17 protein-coding genes, 2 tRNA genes, 1 other RNA gene and 1 pseudogene are annotated in these 15480 nt (G+C 62.0%); 11 read left to right on the top strand and 10 right to left on the bottom strand.

Going from position 1 to position 15480, the window contains the following annotated elements; translation table 11 throughout:
• The first annotated feature begins 71 nt into the window (after positions 1-71).
• Positions 72-1091 carry an aldo/keto reductase gene (locus tag WFR25_RS16965; RefSeq protein WP_336972485.1) on the top strand — a complete coding sequence of 340 codons (1020 nt, stop codon included), beginning with the start codon at positions 72-74 and terminating at the stop codon, positions 1089-1091.
• A gap of 66 nt (positions 1092-1157) precedes the next feature.
• Here the strand turns inward: WFR25_RS16965 and WFR25_RS16960 are convergent.
• Together WFR25_RS16960 and WFR25_RS16955 are read right to left on the bottom strand one after the other, a co-directional pair.
• Positions 1158-1234, bottom strand: a tRNA-Pro gene (locus WFR25_RS16960).
• A gap of 109 nt (positions 1235-1343) precedes the next feature.
• Positions 1344-1646 (bottom strand): JAB domain-containing protein, encoded by a 303-nt coding sequence (locus WFR25_RS16955; protein WP_336974929.1) that lies wholly within the window; start codon positions 1644-1646, stop codon positions 1344-1346.
• A gap of 158 nt (positions 1647-1804) precedes the next feature.
• Between WFR25_RS16955 and WFR25_RS16950 the strand changes: the two are divergent.
• Both WFR25_RS16950 and thyA read left to right on the top strand, forming a co-directional pair.
• Positions 1805-2033: pseudogene (locus WFR25_RS16950) on the top strand (thymidylate synthase); the annotation flags it as partial.
• A gap of 128 nt (positions 2034-2161) precedes the next feature.
• Positions 2162-3070, top strand: coding sequence for a thymidylate synthase (gene thyA / locus WFR25_RS16945; protein WP_336972482.1), 909 nt, complete (start codon positions 2162-2164; stop codon positions 3068-3070).
• 352 nt (positions 3071-3422) lie between these two features.
• Here the strand turns inward: thyA and WFR25_RS16940 are convergent, their stop codons facing one another.
• On the bottom strand, positions 3423-4313 hold the full coding sequence (locus WFR25_RS16940; RefSeq protein WP_336972481.1) for a LysR family transcriptional regulator: 891 nt from the start codon (positions 4311-4313) through the stop codon (positions 3423-3425).
• 142 nt (positions 4314-4455) lie between these two features.
• On the opposite strand from WFR25_RS16940, the gene WFR25_RS16935 reads away from it, so the two are divergent.
• From WFR25_RS16935 to WFR25_RS16915, 5 genes are all read left to right on the top strand, one after another.
• The gene (locus WFR25_RS16935; protein ID WP_336972480.1) at positions 4456-5109 is read left to right on the top strand and encodes a hydrolase; all 654 of its coding nucleotides are present in this window, start codon (positions 4456-4458) and stop codon (positions 5107-5109) included.
• Between the two features lie 184 nt (positions 5110-5293).
• Entirely contained in the window at positions 5294-5542 is a 249-nt protein-coding gene (locus WFR25_RS16930) for a thymidylate synthase (RefSeq protein ID WP_419723163.1), read from the top strand.
• Between the two features lie 129 nt (positions 5543-5671).
• Positions 5672-6973 carry a 3-methyl-2-oxobutanoate dehydrogenase (2-methylpropanoyl-transferring) subunit alpha gene (locus tag WFR25_RS16925; protein ID WP_336972477.1) on the top strand — a complete coding sequence of 434 codons (1302 nt, stop codon included), beginning with the start codon at positions 5672-5674 and terminating at the stop codon, positions 6971-6973.
• Between the two features lie 68 nt (positions 6974-7041).
• Positions 7042-8046 carry an alpha-ketoacid dehydrogenase subunit beta gene (locus WFR25_RS16920; protein ID WP_336974928.1) on the top strand — a complete coding sequence of 335 codons (1005 nt, stop codon included), beginning with the start codon at positions 7042-7044 and terminating at the stop codon, positions 8044-8046.
• A gap of 3 nt (positions 8047-8049) precedes the next feature.
• The gene (locus WFR25_RS16915; protein WP_336972476.1) at positions 8050-9324 is read left to right on the top strand and encodes a dihydrolipoamide acetyltransferase family protein; all 1275 of its coding nucleotides are present in this window, start codon (positions 8050-8052) and stop codon (positions 9322-9324) included.
• Between the two features lies 1 nt (position 9325).
• Here the strand turns inward: WFR25_RS16915 and WFR25_RS16910 are convergent, their stop codons facing one another.
• Entirely contained in the window at positions 9326-9838 is a 513-nt protein-coding gene (locus WFR25_RS16910; RefSeq protein WP_336972475.1) for a hypothetical protein, read from the bottom strand.
• A gap of 188 nt (positions 9839-10026) precedes the next feature.
• On the opposite strand from WFR25_RS16910, the gene WFR25_RS16905 reads away from it, so the two are divergent.
• The 3 genes from WFR25_RS16905 to WFR25_RS16895 all read left to right on the top strand — a co-directional run bounded on the left by WFR25_RS16905 (position 10027) and on the right by WFR25_RS16895 (position 12665).
• Positions 10027-11181, top strand: a complete 1155-nt coding sequence (locus WFR25_RS16905) for an AI-2E family transporter (protein ID WP_336974927.1) — start codon at positions 10027-10029, stop codon at positions 11179-11181.
• 41 nt (positions 11182-11222) lie between these two features.
• Positions 11223-11299, top strand: a tRNA-Asp gene (locus tag WFR25_RS16900).
• 328 nt (positions 11300-11627) lie between these two features.
• Positions 11628-12665 carry a rod shape-determining protein gene (locus WFR25_RS16895; RefSeq protein ID WP_336972473.1) on the top strand — a complete coding sequence of 346 codons (1038 nt, stop codon included), beginning with the start codon at positions 11628-11630 and terminating at the stop codon, positions 12663-12665.
• A 43-nt stretch (positions 12666-12708) separates the two neighbouring features.
• On the opposite strand, the gene aqpZ is transcribed toward WFR25_RS16895, so the two are convergent.
• From aqpZ to WFR25_RS16870, 6 genes are all read right to left on the bottom strand, one after another.
• Complete coding sequence (aqpZ, locus tag WFR25_RS16890) at positions 12709-13440, bottom strand: aquaporin Z (RefSeq protein ID WP_336972472.1); 732 nt, start codon at positions 13438-13440, stop codon at positions 12709-12711.
• 255 nt (positions 13441-13695) lie between these two features.
• Positions 13696-13935 carry a DUF2842 domain-containing protein gene (locus WFR25_RS16885; protein ID WP_336972471.1) on the bottom strand — a complete coding sequence of 80 codons (240 nt, stop codon included), beginning with the start codon at positions 13933-13935 and terminating at the stop codon, positions 13696-13698.
• A complete protein-coding gene (locus WFR25_RS16880; RefSeq protein WP_336972469.1) occupies positions 13932-14543 on the bottom strand; it encodes a 5-formyltetrahydrofolate cyclo-ligase in 612 nt (203 codons plus the stop codon). The genes WFR25_RS16885 and WFR25_RS16880 overlap by 4 nt, the downstream gene beginning before the upstream one ends.
• A gap of 68 nt (positions 14544-14611) precedes the next feature.
• Positions 14612-14768, bottom strand: a non-coding RNA gene (gene ssrS, locus WFR25_RS26685) — 6S RNA.
• An 11-nt stretch (positions 14769-14779) separates the two neighbouring features.
• Positions 14780-15115, bottom strand: coding sequence for a cell division protein ZapA (locus WFR25_RS16875; protein ID WP_336972467.1), 336 nt, complete (start codon positions 15113-15115; stop codon positions 14780-14782).
• Positions 15108-15311 (bottom strand): hypothetical protein, encoded by a 204-nt coding sequence (locus WFR25_RS16870; RefSeq protein ID WP_336972466.1) that lies wholly within the window; start codon positions 15309-15311, stop codon positions 15108-15110. Before WFR25_RS16870 ends, WFR25_RS16875 begins: the two co-directional genes overlap by 8 nt.
• Positions 15312-15480: the final 169 nt, after the last annotated feature.

Below are 15480 nucleotides of genomic sequence, written 5' to 3'. Positions count from 1 at the left end.
TGGTCCCGCAATGGTACAGCTATGCGGTCAAGGGCTTGGTCCCCGCGCGCTGTTCGATTAGGAACAGGCGCATGACCACATCCTCCCTGCTTCCCGCGCGCGCCATCGGTGGGCTTTCCGTTTCCGCGATCGGCCTTGGCTGCATGGGGCTGAGTTCGGGCTATGGCCCACCGGTGGAGGAGGCGGACGGCGTTCGGCTGCTGAACCATGCGCTGGATGCCGGTGTGACCTTTCTCGATACCGCCGCCATCTATGGCTTGGGCGGCAATGAGCGGCTGATCAACAAGGCGGTGATGCATCGTCGCGACGCGTTTTTGCTGGCCAGCAAGGGCGTGTTCGACGTGATCGATGGCAAGCGGGTTCTGGATGGCAGTCCGGCGACGATCACCGGATCGCTCGACCGCAGCCTGCAACGGCTGGGGACCGATCATATCGACCTTTACTATCTGCACCGGCTGGATGCCAAAGTGCCGATCGAGGAGTCCGTGGGCGCGCTGGTCCGGGCGATCGAGGCGGGGAAAATCCGCGCCATCGGCCTTTCGGAAATGTCGGCCGCGACCATTCGTCGCGCTCATGCGGTGCATCCTGTGACGGCGGTGCAGAGCGAATATTCGCCCATTGTCCGCAACCCGGAGGTCGCGGTGCTGGAAACGTGCCGCGAACTGGGCATCGGGTTCGTCGCCTTCTCCCCCGTTGGGCGGCAGATGTTGGCGGGTGTGCCGCTGAACGGCGACTATGCGCGGGGCGATATCCGTCAGGATCTGCCGCGTTTCTGTGCGCCGCATGTCGCGGCGAACATGGTGCTGGCCGACGGCTTTTCCGCATTGTCGGGCGAGGCGGGGGTGACGCCCGCGCAATTGGCGTTGGGTTGGGTGCTGTCACGCGGCAGCCATGTCGTGCCGATCCCGGGGACAACGAGTATCGCCCATCTGGACGAGGATCTGGCGGCCGCGCATATGACCTTCGCACCCGATCTGTTGGCGGCGGTGGATGCGCTGTTCCCGGCAAATGCGCTGGAGGGGCCACGCTATGGCGCGGCGATGCAGGCGCTGATCGAGACGGAGCGATTGCCCGAAGAGGTGCTGTCGTGAAATATACGGTGGAGCGCTCGCAAAGGAGCGTTCCCCGAAGGGCTGATGAGTAGCGAAAAAGCAAGTTGGTCGGGGAAAGAGGATTCGAACCTCCGGCCCCTGCCTCCCGAAGACAGTGCTCTACCAGGCTGAGCTATTCCCCGACCGATGCCGGAATCGCGGACGATCCCGTAAGGCAGGCGGCGGTCTATAGAGGTGGCTTTTCAGGCTGGCAAGCGCCGTGTCATGCTTTTTGCGTGGAAACGAGAGGGACTAGAGAAGGCCGTTTGCGCGGAAGCTGAAGCTGGCGGTCGGGTGTCGGATCACATGGTCGGCAAGGTCGATGCCCAGGGGCCGCAGCCGCCGACGCACGGCGCGGGTGAGCGTGATGTCGGTCGGCAGGGGGCAGGGCAGGCTATCGTCGGCGCGCCCCTGTTCCAGCGCGAGCCAGCGACTGTCGGCTGCAAGGCTGGCAGCGATGACTACGCGCCAGGGGGTGGCGCGGTCCAGCCTGCCGATCGGACGCCAATGCATGTCCAACAACAGGATGTCGAGCGTGGGTGCAGGGACGACCATGGGCACAGATTGACGCTACGGAATGAACCATTGCCACGTTAAATAGGTCCGAACCGGTTATGTGACGGCGAATATTGATCCATATTGGCGGAAAGGCGGTGCTGGACTAGACCAGACAGGCTATTCCCGGATTCGCCCCAGATTTGAGGGAAGCGCCCTTGCCCGCACATGATTTCGACACCCCGCATTATGAGCAGCATATCTGGACCTGATGCGGCATATCTGGCTGCATGGGAGCGAACGGGGCGATCGGACGGGCATGGGAACGCGCTCGGTGCTGGGTGCCGCTGCTGACGACCAGGCGTTTACTGGAAGGCGGCGGCGCGTGAGATGCTGTGGTTCCTGTTGGGGGATACCAATATCCGGCGGTGGGTGGAGCAGGGGGTGATTTTATCGCAACGTCCCTTAGCAAAAGCCTCTGGATCGGACGTTGGGATGAGAGTGATGGTCTGATATTGCGTTTCTGAAGGGGGTATCCCTTATGTAGGCGCTAGCTGGGTTGCGGAGGCGGTGAATTGGTAGGTCGTAGTGAACATCCAGAGGCTCAGTATCTGGGCTTAATGCGTGGCATCCTGGAAAACGGGGATGAACGTGTTGACCGGACCGGCGTCGGCACGCGATCGATTTTCGGCGCGACGGCACGTTTTGACCTTTCAAACGGTACCGCTCCGATCATCACCACTAAACGTGTTTCATGGAAGACTTCTGTCAAAGAGATGCTCTGGTTTCTGACTGGAGAGACCAATATACAGGCGCTTCTACGCGAAAATGTGCGAATATGGACTGATTGGCCGCTCGCCACCTATCGCCGCGAAACGGGCGAGGATATCGAGCAGGCGGTCTTTGAGCATCGCATCGTTGAGGACGATGATTTTGCCGCACGATGGGGCGAACTAGGCCCTGTCTATGGGAAGCAATGGCGGAGGTGGGTCGGCCCTGATGGGCGGGAACATGACCAGATTGCACAACTCGTCACAACGCTGAAAAATAATCCATCAAGCCGCCGCATGCTGTTCCATGCCTGGAATGTGGCAGAGCTTGGCGACATGGCGCTTCCGCCGTGCCACATGGTCTATCAGTTCCACGTGACGTCCGATGGCCGTCTGAACTGCCTCATGTTTCAGAGGTCGGTCGATGTCTTCTTAGGGTTACCTTTCAATCTGGTGGGGGCAACTGTGTTGCAGCTAATGCTGGCCCAGCAGGCCGATCTAAAGCCTGGTGAGTTCGTTTGGATGTCGGGTGATACGCACCTCTATCTCAATCATCTCAATCAAGCTCGGGAGCAGCTGGCGCGAGAACCGCGGCCATTTCCGAGAATTCGCCTTACCCGCCGGCCGGAGAGTATCGATGGGTATAGGATCGATGACTTTGAAGTTGAGGGCTACGATCCTCATCCCGCGATTAAGGCCGACGTGGCCGTCTAGCCTATAGATTGGCGTGCCCCGTCGCTAATCGGGGCAAACTTCCGGAGTATAAGCTGGCTGCCTCCGGGGACGGGCGGCGGCAAGATTGACCGTGCAGGCCTATGGCGTGCGTTCGGCCTTAAAGGGGGTATCCCCTTAGCCAGAGCGCCAATGGTTCGAGCCATGCTCGTCAACGCCGCCTGGATCTCAAGTCCAGATAGTTTCTCATATGCGGTGAGAATGGCGGATATCGGCTGCATGCTCTCCGAAGCCGACAGTCCGAAATCGGCCAGTTTTGGAGGTCGACGATCGAAGAGCTGCCGGTCCGCACGTAGCGAAGAAAAATTGGCTGCTGCGTGCTTTGAAAGGGTCGTTAGCCGCTCGTGGGAGTCCCCTGCTCGAAGCATTCGATTAGCAATTCGGTCAGGACCCGCACTTTGCGCGTGGGGTGTTGGCCAGGCGGGCGAATGACGTAAATTCCCGCCGCAGGTGGTGGATAGCGCGTCATCACGGGCAAGAGCGCGCCAGACGCCACATGATCATCGGTTAAACCGTCAGGAATCCAGGCGATGCCGAGACCAGCGACCGCGGCGACCGCCAGAGCAGATCCATTATCGGCTTTAAAGCGCCCTTGGGGACGCACGGTGATGACTCTGTCCCCATCCATCAGCTGCCACGTCTCGGTGCCCTGCATCAGCGCCTGATGGGCAACGAGTTCATCCGGCGTCTTCGGTGCGCCATGCGTCGCGATATAATCCGGGCTCGCAACGAGTTTCCCGTAAAGCGGTCCCACGCGCCGTGCGATCAAGTTCGAATCTGGAAGATATCCGATGCGGATTGCGCAATCGAAGCCTTCTGCGACAAGGTCAACGAAGCGGTCGCTATACGCGGTGTGGATCTGTAGCAGCGGATGCTGGCGCGCCAGTTTCGCGAGCACGGGTGCTAGGTGGGTCGGGCCGAACGTCAATGGCACTGCAACGCGCAACCGGCCGCGCAGATCGCCTTCCGGCCGGATCGCCTCCCGGGCGAGGTCGATCTCGGCGCATATGCGCGCCGCGTGCTCGCGGAACAAGACCCCCGCCTCGGTGAGCGCGGCGCCGCGAGTGGTCCGCACGAGGAGCTGGACGCCCAAATCATCTTCCAGGCGTAGAAGGCGTCGGCTGACGATCGACTTCGCTATACCCAGGCGGCGCGCGGCGGGCGATACGCCGCCGGCGTCGGCGACTTCCACGAACGTCCGCAACTCCTCGACATCCACGCTCATGTTCCTCCTTGCGCGACACCGCGTAGCACAATGCGATGCTACCGTAACGCAAACAGGAATGACAATTTGTGTTCAGGCAGTGCCTTCACGGGTGCATGCCGCGCCGCACCACGCGCAATCCCATAGCAGCAAGAGGATAGTCATGACCCTTCGCAACGGCCTAGCGTCGCTTCTCTGTCCCGAGGATTCCGTCCTCGTCCTGATCGACCACCAGCCCTATCAGCTCGCAAACTTGAACAGCCATGATCCGCAGGCTGTGGTCAACAACACGACTGCGCTGGCGAAGACCGCCAAGGCCTTCGGCGTCCCCACTATTCTGACGAGCGTGATCGCCGATCGGGGTGGCCTCATCTTTAAACAGGTCACGGACGTCTTCCCCGACCAGGAGGTCATCGACCGAACGTTCATCAACACTTGGCAGGACCAGAAGGTCGTGGATGCTGTGAAGGCGACTGGTCGCAAGAAATTGGTAATCGCCGGCCTTTGGACCGAGATCTGCGTCGCCATGCCCACGATCCAGGCACTGGGCGAGGGCTGGGACGTGACGGTCATCACAGATGCATCGGGCGGCACCTCGGTCGAGGCGCATGAGGTAGGCATTCAGCGCATGATCGCAGCTGGCGCGAACATGATGACGTGGTTGGCGCTGGCAAGCGAATGGCAGCGCGACTGGGCCCGCACTGAGCATGCCGCCGAATTGACCGAGGTGCTCATCCAGCATGTCGGCGGCAGCGGCATCGCCTATCTGTGGGAGCAGCAATTGCTCAACACATCTGTGGCCGAGCCTGCAGGCTGACTTCGGCGAGGACGGCGAGGGCGTGCAGGCGTCGAAGGACGCGCCAAACAGCACACCTCGCCATCCCAAGGCTACACGGTGACCGGTTAGCTTTGAGTGCAACCGCCCGAATAGCGGAACGTCCGTACCTGAGCATCGGGAACTGGCTCTTGAGCGGCTACAAAGGGCCGACTTTAGAAATTCAATGGCCCTCCGGTTGCCGTCAAGCGAGCCTGAGCGGAGTATGAGAAGCAGAATGCCGGTGGCCGCAAGTACCCACCTTTACCTCAACCACGCCGAGCTGGTGGAGGTGCAGATGGCGCGCACGCCAGCAGGCACACCGCGCCTGCGGATACAAAGGCGGGAGTCGAGCATTTTCGATTACAGGATCGAGGATTTCGAGGTGGTCGATTACACGCCGCAGGCTGCTATTTCGGGGCCCGTCGCGGTCTGATTTTCCCCTGAGTTCCATGCTGTTTGGCCGATCCTGTGTGAACGGGAGGCGGTGTATTGCCTTTTGTGTGCTTTGAAATATAATAACGCTAAAGCGTAATATTAATGCAATGCAGCAATTGGAGCGAGGATGAGCGATAGCAAGCAGATAGGAGCCGAATCGTCGCCAGAAGCGCGGCGCAACCTGCCGCCGCTGAGCCTGCATGTGCCTGAACCCAAGTTCCGGCCCGGCGACACCGCCGACTTCGCTCATTTCGAGATTCCGCCCGCCGGATCGACACCGCGTCCCGATGAAGCGGCTGCGGCTGGCGACATGCGCGACCTTGCCTATGGCCTTGTCCGCGTGCTGGATGATGAGGGGCAGGCGGTGGGTCCGTGGGACCCAAAGCTGCCCGCTGAGACGCTGCTCAAGATATTGCGCGCGATGGCGCTGACCCGCGCCTTCGACGAGCGGATGTTCCGCGCCCAGCGGCAGGGCAAGACCAGTTTCTACATGAAGTCGACGGGGGAAGAGGCTGTGTCGGTCGGGGCGGCGCTGGCGCTGCAACGCGACGACATGTGCTTTCCCAGTTATCGCCAGCAGGGCATTTTGCTCGCCCGCGACTGGCCGATGATCGACATGATGAACCAGATCTATTCGAACAAGGGCGACCGGCTGAAAGGACGGCAGTTGCCGATCATGTATTCAGCGCGGGAGGCGGGATTCTTCTCCATCTCCGGCAATCTGACGACGCAATATCCCCAAGCGGTCGGCTGGGCGATGGCGAGCGCGGCGCGGGGCGACACGCGCATTGCCGCGACCTGGTGCGGAGAAGGATCGACGGCCGAGGGTGATTTCCATTCGGCCTGTACGTTCGCCAGCGTCTATCGCGCGCCGGTCATTATGAATGTAGTGAATAATCAGTGGGCTATCAGCAGCTTTTCAGGCTTTGCAGGAGCGGAGGCAACGACCTTTGCCGCGCGGGCGGTGGGCTATGGCATTGCCGGGCTGCGGATCGACGGCAATGACGCGCTGGCGGTCTATGCCGCGACGCGCTGGGCGGCGGATCGCGCGCGTAGCAATGGCGGGCCGACGCTGATCGAACATTTTACCTATCGGGCCGAAGGGCACAGTACGTCCGACGATCCGGGCCAATATCGCTCCGCCGACGAGGGGAGCCACTGGCCGCTGGGTGATCCGATCGCGCGGTTGAAGACGCATTGCATTGCCTTGGGCATCTGGGACGAGGAGCGGCACGCGGCGATGGATGTGGAACTGGCGACACAGGTGCGCGATGCGGCCCGTGAAGCGGAGAAGAACGGTATCCTCGGCCACGGCCTGCACCATCATCGGATGGAGACGATGTTCGAACAGGTGTTCGAGGACATGCCCTGGCACCTTGAGGAGCAGCGCGACCAGATGCTGCGTGAAGCGAAGGCGGCGGGGCTGTGAGCGCGATGATCGAGAGCGAAGAGTCTGGCCTGCGCGAAGAGATTGGCCTGCGTGGCGAGGCCATCCAGATGAACATGATCCAGGCGATCAACAGTGCCATGGACGTGATGATGGACCGCGACTCGACCGTGGTGGTGATGGGCGAGGATGTCGGCTTTTTCGGCGGCGTCTTCCGCGCGACGGCCGGTCTGCAAAAGAAATATGGCAAGAACCGGGTGTTCGATACGCCGATCACCGAATGCGGGATCATCGGCGTGGCCGTGGGCATGGGCGCCTATGGCCTGCGCCCGGTGCCGGAAATCCAGTTTGCCGACTATATTTATCCCGCGCTTGACCAGTTGGTGAGCGAGGCGGCGCGGTTGCGCTATCGCTCGGCAGGGGAGTTCATCGCGCCGATGACGGTGCGGTCGCCCTTTGGTGGTGGCATTTTCGGGGGGCAGACGCATAGCCAGTCGCCCGAGGGTATCTTCACTCATGTGTCGGGGATCAAGACGGTGATCCCATCCACCCCCTATGACGCCAAGGGTCTGTTGATCGCGGCGATCGAGGATAATGATCCGACGATCTTCTTTGAACCCAAGCGCATCTATAACGGGCCATTCGATGGCCATTATGACACGCCCGCGCGCAACTGGGGCGGGCACAGGGACGCGCAGGTGCCGTCCGGCTATTATAAGGTCGAACTGGGCAAGGCGCGGACGGTGCGGGCGGGCGAGGCGCTGACCATCCTCTGCTATGGCACGATGGTTCATGTGGTCGAGGAAACCGTCACCATGACGGGCGTGGACGCGGAGATCATCGACCTGCGGACGCTGGTGCCGCTGGACATCGAGGCGATCGAGGCGTCGGTGAAGAAGACCGGGCGCTGCCTGATCGTCCATGAAGCGACGCGCACCAGCGGCTTTGGCGCGGAACTGCTGGCGCTGGTGCAGGAGCGCTGCTTCTATCATCTGGAAGCGCCGATCGAGCGCGTGACAGGGTTCGACACGCCTTATCCGCACAGTCTGGAGTGGGCCTATTTCCCCGGCCCCGTGCGTATCCGCGAAGCCATCAACAAGATTCTGAAGGACTGATTCATGGCGCTGTTCACATTCAGGCTGCCGGACATTGGCGAAGGCATTTCCGAGGCTGAGATCGTCGGCTGGCATGTCAAGGTTGGCGACCGGGTCGAGGAAGACCAGCCACTGGCCGACATGATGACCGACAAGGCGACGGTCGAGATGGAAAGCCCGGTCGCGGGCACGGTGGTCGAACTGGCGGGTGAGCCGGGCGATCAGGTAGCCATCGGCGCGATGCTGGTGACGATTGAGGTTGAGGGTGCGGGGGAGGCACCCGCTGCGCCGCCGCCGCCCGAAGAAGCGCTGGTTGCAGAGATGCCGGGTGAGCAGGTGATTGAGGCTGCTCCCGAGACTGAGGAAGCGAGCGCATCTTCCGCACCCGTTTCCAGCCAGCCGACTGCACCGCTATCCGCGCCTTCTGCCGAGCCGAGGCGTGATGTTCAGGCCTCTCCCGCCGTCCGGGCGCGGGCGAAGGAACTGGGCGTCGATCTCGCACAGGTAAAGCCGCAGGGCGATCGCATCCGCCATGCCGATCTCGATGCGTTTCTGCTCTATGGATCGGGTCAGGGCTACAAGCCCGCCGGGCGATCGGTTGCGCGACCGGACGAGGTGGTCAAGGTCATCGGGATGCGTCGCCGGATCGCGGAGAATATGGCGGCGTCCAAGCGGCATATCCCGCACTTCACTTATGTGGAGGAGATCGACGTCACGCGGCTGGAGGAGATGCGCGAGCGGCTCAACGAGACGCGCGGCGACAGGCCCAAGCTGACCATGTTGCCGTTGCTGATCGTTGCCATCTGCAAGGCCCTGCCTGACTTTCCCATGCTGAATGCGCGCTACGACGATGAGGTCGGGGTGGTGACGCGGCATGGCGCAGTGCATCTGGGGCTGGCCACGCAGACCGACGCGGGCCTGATGGTGCCGGTGATCCGCGACGCGCAGGATCGCAATGTCTGGCAGTTGGCGATCGAGATTCGCCGCCTTGCCGAAGCCGCGCGCAGCGGCAAGGCGAAGTCGGAGGACCTGTCAGGCTCCACCCTGACCCTGACGTCGCTGGGGCCGCTGGGCGGGGTGGCGACCACGCCGGTCATCAACCGGCCAGAAGTGGCGATCATCGGTCCCAATCGCGTGATCGAGCGGCCCGTCTTCCGGGGCAAGGAGGTCGTGGCGGCAAAGCTGATGAACCTGTCGATCAGTTGCGACCACCGCGTGGTCGATGGCTGGGATGCAGCCAGCTTCGTCCAGGCGGTCCGCCGCCTGCTGGAAAATCCGGTGCTGCTGCTGTCGGACTGAGTCAGCGCACCGTGCCGCGATAGCTGATGCGACCGCCTGTACCTGGTTGTACAGGGCCAAGCATGGCCCAGCGGACGTGCGTCACATCCTCCGCCGTGGCGCGCCGTTCCCCGCCAAGTTGTGTCGGCAGCCAGAGGTCGCCGATACGGCCCCAATGGGCGCCGCCATCGACCGAAACCTCCATGGAGGCATCATCCGGATCGATCCGCACGGTGCCGGGAACGCTGAGGGACAGGTCACGCAGTGGGTGTGCGCCCTGATTGCGCCAGTTGATGACGAAGACCAGTTGATCGCCGCGGACAAGCCGTGCGGGGCTGGAAAGGGTGCGCCGGGTGCGGCCATTGAGGTCGGTCTGGACCCGCTCGACGAACATCTGCGTGTCCAGCGCGACGCCTTGGCCAGTTCCGGGGCCAGTTCCGGAGCCAGTTCCGGCATGGGCGTGCGGAATGGCGAATGGCGCCATGGTGAGCGCTGCCATATACAGCGTTGGCAGTGCGCGAAATACCGATCGCATGAGTTGCCCGATTCCCCATTCTTACTATCGTCCCTTTACGGACCTAGCAGGGTGACGGCCAATAATTGGTTAACCCGTCATTTGCCGCATCTATCTTACGTTTGACGACCTCCGCATGGCGGTGCAGACGAAAGCGAGCGCGCACGCGCACGCTTGAAGGACAAGAGTTGAACGACAAGACTGGCCCCATGACTCCGCACGAACAGCAGGAAATCAACCGGCGACGCGATCGGTTGCTGGCGTCCATCGCCCTGACGTCAGGCATTGGACTGGTGCTGGCGCTGCCCTTTGCGTTGCGGGCGGGGGCGGAATTCTTCCTGCCGTTGACCGCTGCGCTGGTGATTGCGATCGCGCTGGTGCCGTTTCTGGAGTGGCTGGAGCGGCGCAGCGTGCCATCGGCACTGGCGGCGCTGGTCGCACTGGTCGTCTTTCTGGTCGTCGCCAATACGGCGCTGGTGCTGATCGTCGTACCCGCGACCGACTGGTTCCGCATCCTGCCCGAACGGTTGCCCCATATTCAGGCGAATCTGGCGCCAGTCATCGATTTTTATTCGCAGGCCCAGCGTTTCGTGGACGAGACGGTGCAGATGCTGGCGAGCGGGCCGGTGGCGGCGGCGCAGACCGCAGCGGTGGAGGCGCCCCGCTCCCTGCTCCAGTTGGCAGCAATGTCGGCCCCGTCCGCGATCATTCAGATGGTGTTCGCGGCGCTGATTATCTATTTCTTCCTCGCGGGCTGGACGCGTCTACGCCGCCGCACGATCAACAGTCGGGGCAGTTTTGACGGAGCGCTGGCGGTTGCGCGGGTGATCCAGAATGTGGTTGATGCGACGTCTGCCTATGTCATCACCATTGCGACCATCAACCTGTGCCTGGGGGCGGCGGTGGCGGGGGCGCTGTGGTTGATCGGTATGCCTGCACCGATGATGTGGGGCGGTATCGTCGCGCTGTTGAACTTCATACCCTATTTCGGGCCGATGCTGGCGGCGGTCCTGCTGGGGCTGGGCGGCCTTATGGTGTTCGACGATGTGTGGGTCGCGTTGCTGCCTGCCGCGATTCAGGTCGGATTTCATCTGGTGGAGGCCAATGTGATCACGCCAACGGTGCTGGGACGGCGTTTGACGATGAATCCATTGCTGATTCTGGTGTCGCTGGCCTTTTGGGGTTGGGTATGGGGGACACCGGGTGCGTTGTTGGCGGTGCCGCTGCTGATTATTCTGCAGACCGTCATTTCGGCCGCCGGCACGCCGGATATAGCGGGTTTCCTGTTTGAACAGGGAACGTTGACCTCTTCGCCGCGTCGAGAAAATGACGATAATGAAGAAAGTGGCGTTACAGAAGGTTGACAGGAAAGGCTGCCCGGCATAGTGGCCGCTCCACACCGAACGCGGGTGTAGCTCAGTTGGTTAGAGCGCCGGCCTGTCACGCCGGAGGTCGCGGGTTCGAGTCCCGTCACTCGCGCCACTTTTCAATGACTTATAGTTGAAAAGTGGCGCTCCCGCCCAGATCGGTGCCTTCCAGTCATCGTCAATATCATGGGCCGGCAATCATCGAAATGATGATCGTTCGTGATGATTTCAGGGGTCGCTGCATCAGGCATGATAGTGTCGAATGCGCGCGTTTCCTGTCTTCGTCGATATGCCGCACTCGCAAGTCTGATTTGCCTTTGCGGGATTGGCCCTCGGCTGGACCCGCGAAATGGACGGGCTGGCGCAGCACGCTTCTGCGGGTCCGGGGCATATGCAGAGGGATCGGGCGCGAAGGCCCCCAGCAGAGATTGCCGACATAATAGATGAAAATGCCAAAATTATTCTCGTCCGCCGCGTGCGACATGGCGATCGACCTCGGAACGGTGAACACGGTCATCTATGTGCGTGAACGGGGGATTGTTCTCAACGAACCGTCCGTCATCGCCATCGAGACACAACGCGGTGTTCGTCGCGTCAAGGTCGTGGGCAATGAAGCCAAGCTGATGATGGGCAAGACCCCCGCCAATATTCAGGCGATCAGGCCTTTGCGGGACGGCGTCATCGCCGACATCGATGTCGCCGAACAGATGATCAAGCATTTCGTCGACAAGGCTTTGGATGGCAAGCGATGGGGGCGACGCCATCAGGTCGTGATCTGTGTCCCGTCCGGTTCGACGATGGTGGAGCGCCGCGCGTTGCGCGATGCGGCGACCAATGCCGGGGCCTATCAGGTGCAGCTTATCGAAGAACCCATGGCGGCAGCGATCGGTGCGGGCTTGCCCGTCACAGAGCCACGCGGGGCCATGGTGGTCGATATTGGCGGCGGCACGACTGAGGTTGCCGTGCTTTCGCTAAGGGGTATCGCTTACAGCAATTCTGCGCGGGTCGGCGGCGACAAACTGGATGATGCGATTTCCTCCCATATTCGCCGTGTTCATAATCTGATGATCGGCGAAGCGACGGCGGAACGGGTCAAATGTGCGATCGGCGCGGCAACCTCGCCGGAGGGTGAAGAGCGACGGATCACGGTCAAGGGGCGGGATCTGGTCAATGGTCGCCCATCCGAACTGAGCATCGGCGAAGGCGAAATAGCCGAGGCGCTGTCCGAACCGGTCGGTCACATCCTGATGGCCGTCATGGCCGCGCTTGAACAGACGGCGCCAGAGCTGTCCTCTGACATTATCGATGAGGGGATCACGCTGACCGGTGGTGGAGCCTTGCTCCAGCGGCTGGATGAAGCGCTGTCGATCGCAACCGGCCTGCCTGTGAAGGTCGCGCAGGACCCTCTTACCTGTGTGGCGATGGGCGCTGGAAAGGCACTGGAAGACTCCGCTTATGACGGCGTCCTGACCATTTCCTGATTGGTACGGCGATCGGTGCGATGCGCGCCGACCGCCGCTGTTCCTAAATCTCGCCGCCTGTAACGGGTGGCGCGACCGGTTCGCTTGCCAGCCAGCGATAAGCGCCGCCGGCCACCAGTGCGCCGGCGATGGGCGCCAGCCAGAACAGCCAAAGCTGTTGCAGGGCCATTCCGCCGACCAGCAGGGCCGGGCCTGTGCTGCGCGCCGGATTGACCGACGTGTTGGTGACGGGAATGCTGATGAGATGGATCAGCGTCAGCCCCAGCCCGATCGCAATCGGGGCAAAGCCGGATGGTGCGCGCGTGTCGGTCGACCCCATGATGATCATCAGGAAACCGAAGGTCAGGACGAACTCGATAATCAGCGCCGATGTCATGGAATATCCACCCGGTGACATGGTGCCAAAGCCATTCACGGCCAGGCCATTGCCCATCAGCGCGAAGCCCGGTTGCCCGCTGGCGATCTGTAGAAGGATGAATGCGGCAATCACGGCGCCGACCAGTTGGGCGATGATATAAGGGGCGATATCCCGCGCAGGAAAGCGTCCGCCCGACCAAAGACCGATCGTGACCGCCGGGTTGAGGTGGCAGCCGGAAATATGGCCGACCGAATAGGCCATGGTCAGCACGGTCAGGCCAAAGGCCAGGCTGACGCCCAACAGGCCAATCCCGACTTCGGGGAAAGCGGCCGCCAGTACCGCGCTGCCACACCCCCCGAATACCAGCCAGAATGTGCCGAACGCTTCAGCAAATAGTCTCTTGCTCAACGAACTCATATCATCCTCCTCCTCTTTATGATTCAGGTAGATAGGTAGCATACATCCCATCGCGTGGAATGTATGGGCTATGGCTGGATGCGCTGGAAAGACATGGGGAGGGCGCAGGCAGGTGCGCCGAACAAGGGGCTGGCACTGATTGGCACGAGCACATGGATTGGCCCTCCCGGTCGCAGGCGGACGCCGGGCTTCGATAAGCCGTTACGCCTCGCTAACGATCCGTGGGATACAGGGCAGGAGAGGGGATGTCATCCCCTATCGGCGCCAGCGGCCGGTTTCCATCCAGGCGAGCAACTGTCGCAGCGGCAAGATCCAGATCCAGATCACGCCCAGAAAAACATAGACCAGCACCTGAAGCAGCATGGGCAGGCTACCGATAAGGCCCGACAGGCTGCCTACCAGTACGGCCCAGGCGGTTATCAGGACCATGATCGTCAACATGCCCACGGGCTTGCGCCAGCTTGGCTGAAAGGGCGGTCGTTCCTGTCGGTTCATGCCTCTGGCCCTTCGATCACTTCGCTTTCCGTGAGGATGGCGTGGAGCGGCAGATCCCAGAGATCGGCTGGCAATGCATCATGCTCCTGTATGGACCAGGCGAGGCCGATCCGTAGCGCATCGGGATAGCGGGCAAAGGCGCGATCATAATAGCCGCCGCCCTGGCCCAGCCGATTCATCGCCCGGTCAAAGCCGAGCAACGGGGCGATGATGACATCGGGCGTCACGGGCGGGCCGTCCGGTTCGGGATGGCTGGTGCCGTAGAGGCCGGGGAACAATTGATCCTCCGCCCGCCACTCCAGAAAATCCATGCTGCCGAGGCGATCGAGCACGCGAGGCAGGGCGATCGTCTTGCCCATGGCTGCGAGTTGCCCGGCAAGCCGCAGAGCGGGCGCTTCGTCATCGAGCGGCATATAGAGCGCGACCGCGCGGGCGGATTCGATGCGACGAGCAAGGGGGGAGGGCAGCACCTTGAACGCAAGGCGATGGGCGAGCGGATCGAGCGTAGCGACGAAATCGCGGCGCTTTTGGCGCGCGATGGTCCGCAGCGCGACCTTGTCAGGCGTGTCGAACGGCCCGTGCGTGTCGGAGTCAGTATCGTCGTTCATGCTGGCTCATCGTTCATGCTGGCCGTCCCCTGTGTGTGAAAGATGGGGGAAAGAGAAAGGGGCGGGGTGGCGGGACCGCCTTGGCCGTGTGCTGGAAAATCCTCTGACGCCTCAACGTCAGGTGGGGACCATGTAAGTCGGGCCAAGACCCGGTCAGGGACAGCCCCCTTGGATGTGATTATCGCCTCAGGGATGTTCGCTAAAGCTCGTACCAGGCAGTGCCCGCCGACGCCAATCTAGGAGGCCGCGGGCGTTCCGGCAAGTCTTTGCGTCACGCTTTCGATACGACGGGCCAAAGCCTCTATCGCGCGGGCTGCCGGTTCCTCGTCGCTGTCGATGTCGAGCCGGGCCTGTCGCCCCGCGACTTCGCGCTTCAGGTCGTTGACTTCGTCGGCCAAAAACAGCGCGGCGAACAACAGTGTCCGTACTTCTGTAAGGCCCGGCGCGCCCTGCACGGCCACTTTTGCCTTGGCTTCGATCAGATTGGCAAGATGCGCGAGATGCGCTTCCTCACCATCGCGGCAAGTGATCGCATATTGGCGGCCGGCAATATGAAGGGTGGTTTCAGCCATTTGCCGATTCTCTGGAGCCTGCCTTCAGGTCCGCGATCAGCAGGTCGAGCGATTGAAGCGCGGCGCGCGCGCCCGCCGTCGCCGCTGGAGAGGCGATTGGGGTGGAGGGGGTGGGCGATTCGGACGTGGGTGTCGTTGCCGCCACCTGCTCAAGCCGGGCGATCGCCCGTTCGAGCGATCCGATCGCCTGCATCATGCGGTCGCTTGCCATGTAATAGGGCATAGCGAAACTTTGGGCCGTGCAAAAGCCATGCTTATGTCGATTCATCCCGCGATCGGTGCCGCAGGCCCCGGTGACTGCAACTGATCGCTGATATATGCCGCATTGCAGCAACCGAAAGGGTTGACGCGGTTGACGCCTTGGC

It is taken from the genome of Sphingobium aromaticiconvertens, assembly GCF_037154075.1.
GTDB lineage: Bacteria > Pseudomonadota > Alphaproteobacteria > Sphingomonadales > Sphingomonadaceae > Sphingobium > Sphingobium aromaticiconvertens.
The sequence above is the reverse complement of the archived record's forward strand: the minus strand, read 5'-3'. Positions and strand labels throughout refer to the sequence as shown.

Excerpts from the sequence above, each read along its gene's own strand:
- WFR25_RS16965 (WP_336972485.1), top strand. The coding sequence starts at position 72 with ATGACCACATCCTCCCTGCTTCCCGCGCGCGCCATCGGTGGGCTTTCC.
- WFR25_RS16955 (WP_336974929.1), bottom strand. The coding sequence starts at position 1,646 with ATGGTCGTCCCTGCACCCACGCTCGACATCCTGTTGTTGGACATGCAT.
- WFR25_RS16940 (WP_336972481.1), bottom strand. The coding sequence starts at position 4,313 with ATGAGCGTGGATGTCGAGGAGTTGCGGACGTTCGTGGAAGTCGCCGAC.
- WFR25_RS16935 (WP_336972480.1), top strand. The coding sequence starts at position 4,456 with ATGACCCTTCGCAACGGCCTAGCGTCGCTTCTCTGTCCCGAGGATTCC.
- WFR25_RS16930 (WP_419723163.1), top strand. The coding sequence starts at position 5,294 with ATGGCCCTCCGGTTGCCGTCAAGCGAGCCTGAGCGGAGTATGAGAAGC.
- WFR25_RS16925 (WP_336972477.1), top strand. The coding sequence starts at position 5,672 with ATGAGCGATAGCAAGCAGATAGGAGCCGAATCGTCGCCAGAAGCGCGG.
- WFR25_RS16920 (WP_336974928.1), top strand. The coding sequence starts at position 7,042 with ATGAACATGATCCAGGCGATCAACAGTGCCATGGACGTGATGATGGAC.
- WFR25_RS16915 (WP_336972476.1), top strand. The coding sequence starts at position 8,050 with ATGGCGCTGTTCACATTCAGGCTGCCGGACATTGGCGAAGGCATTTCC.
- WFR25_RS16910 (WP_336972475.1), bottom strand. The coding sequence starts at position 9,838 with ATGCGATCGGTATTTCGCGCACTGCCAACGCTGTATATGGCAGCGCTC.
- WFR25_RS16905 (WP_336974927.1), top strand. The coding sequence starts at position 10,027 with ATGACTCCGCACGAACAGCAGGAAATCAACCGGCGACGCGATCGGTTG.
- WFR25_RS16895 (WP_336972473.1), top strand. The coding sequence starts at position 11,628 with ATGAAAATGCCAAAATTATTCTCGTCCGCCGCGTGCGACATGGCGATC.
- aqpZ (WP_336972472.1), bottom strand. The coding sequence starts at position 13,440 with ATGAGTTCGTTGAGCAAGAGACTATTTGCTGAAGCGTTCGGCACATTC.
- WFR25_RS16885 (WP_336972471.1), bottom strand. The coding sequence starts at position 13,935 with ATGAACCGACAGGAACGACCGCCCTTTCAGCCAAGCTGGCGCAAGCCC.
- WFR25_RS16880 (WP_336972469.1), bottom strand. The coding sequence starts at position 14,543 with ATGAACGACGATACTGACTCCGACACGCACGGGCCGTTCGACACGCCT.
- WFR25_RS16875 (WP_336972467.1), bottom strand. The coding sequence starts at position 15,115 with ATGGCTGAAACCACCCTTCATATTGCCGGCCGCCAATATGCGATCACT.
- WFR25_RS16870 (WP_336972466.1), bottom strand. The coding sequence starts at position 15,311 with ATGATGCAGGCGATCGGATCGCTCGAACGGGCGATCGCCCGGCTTGAG.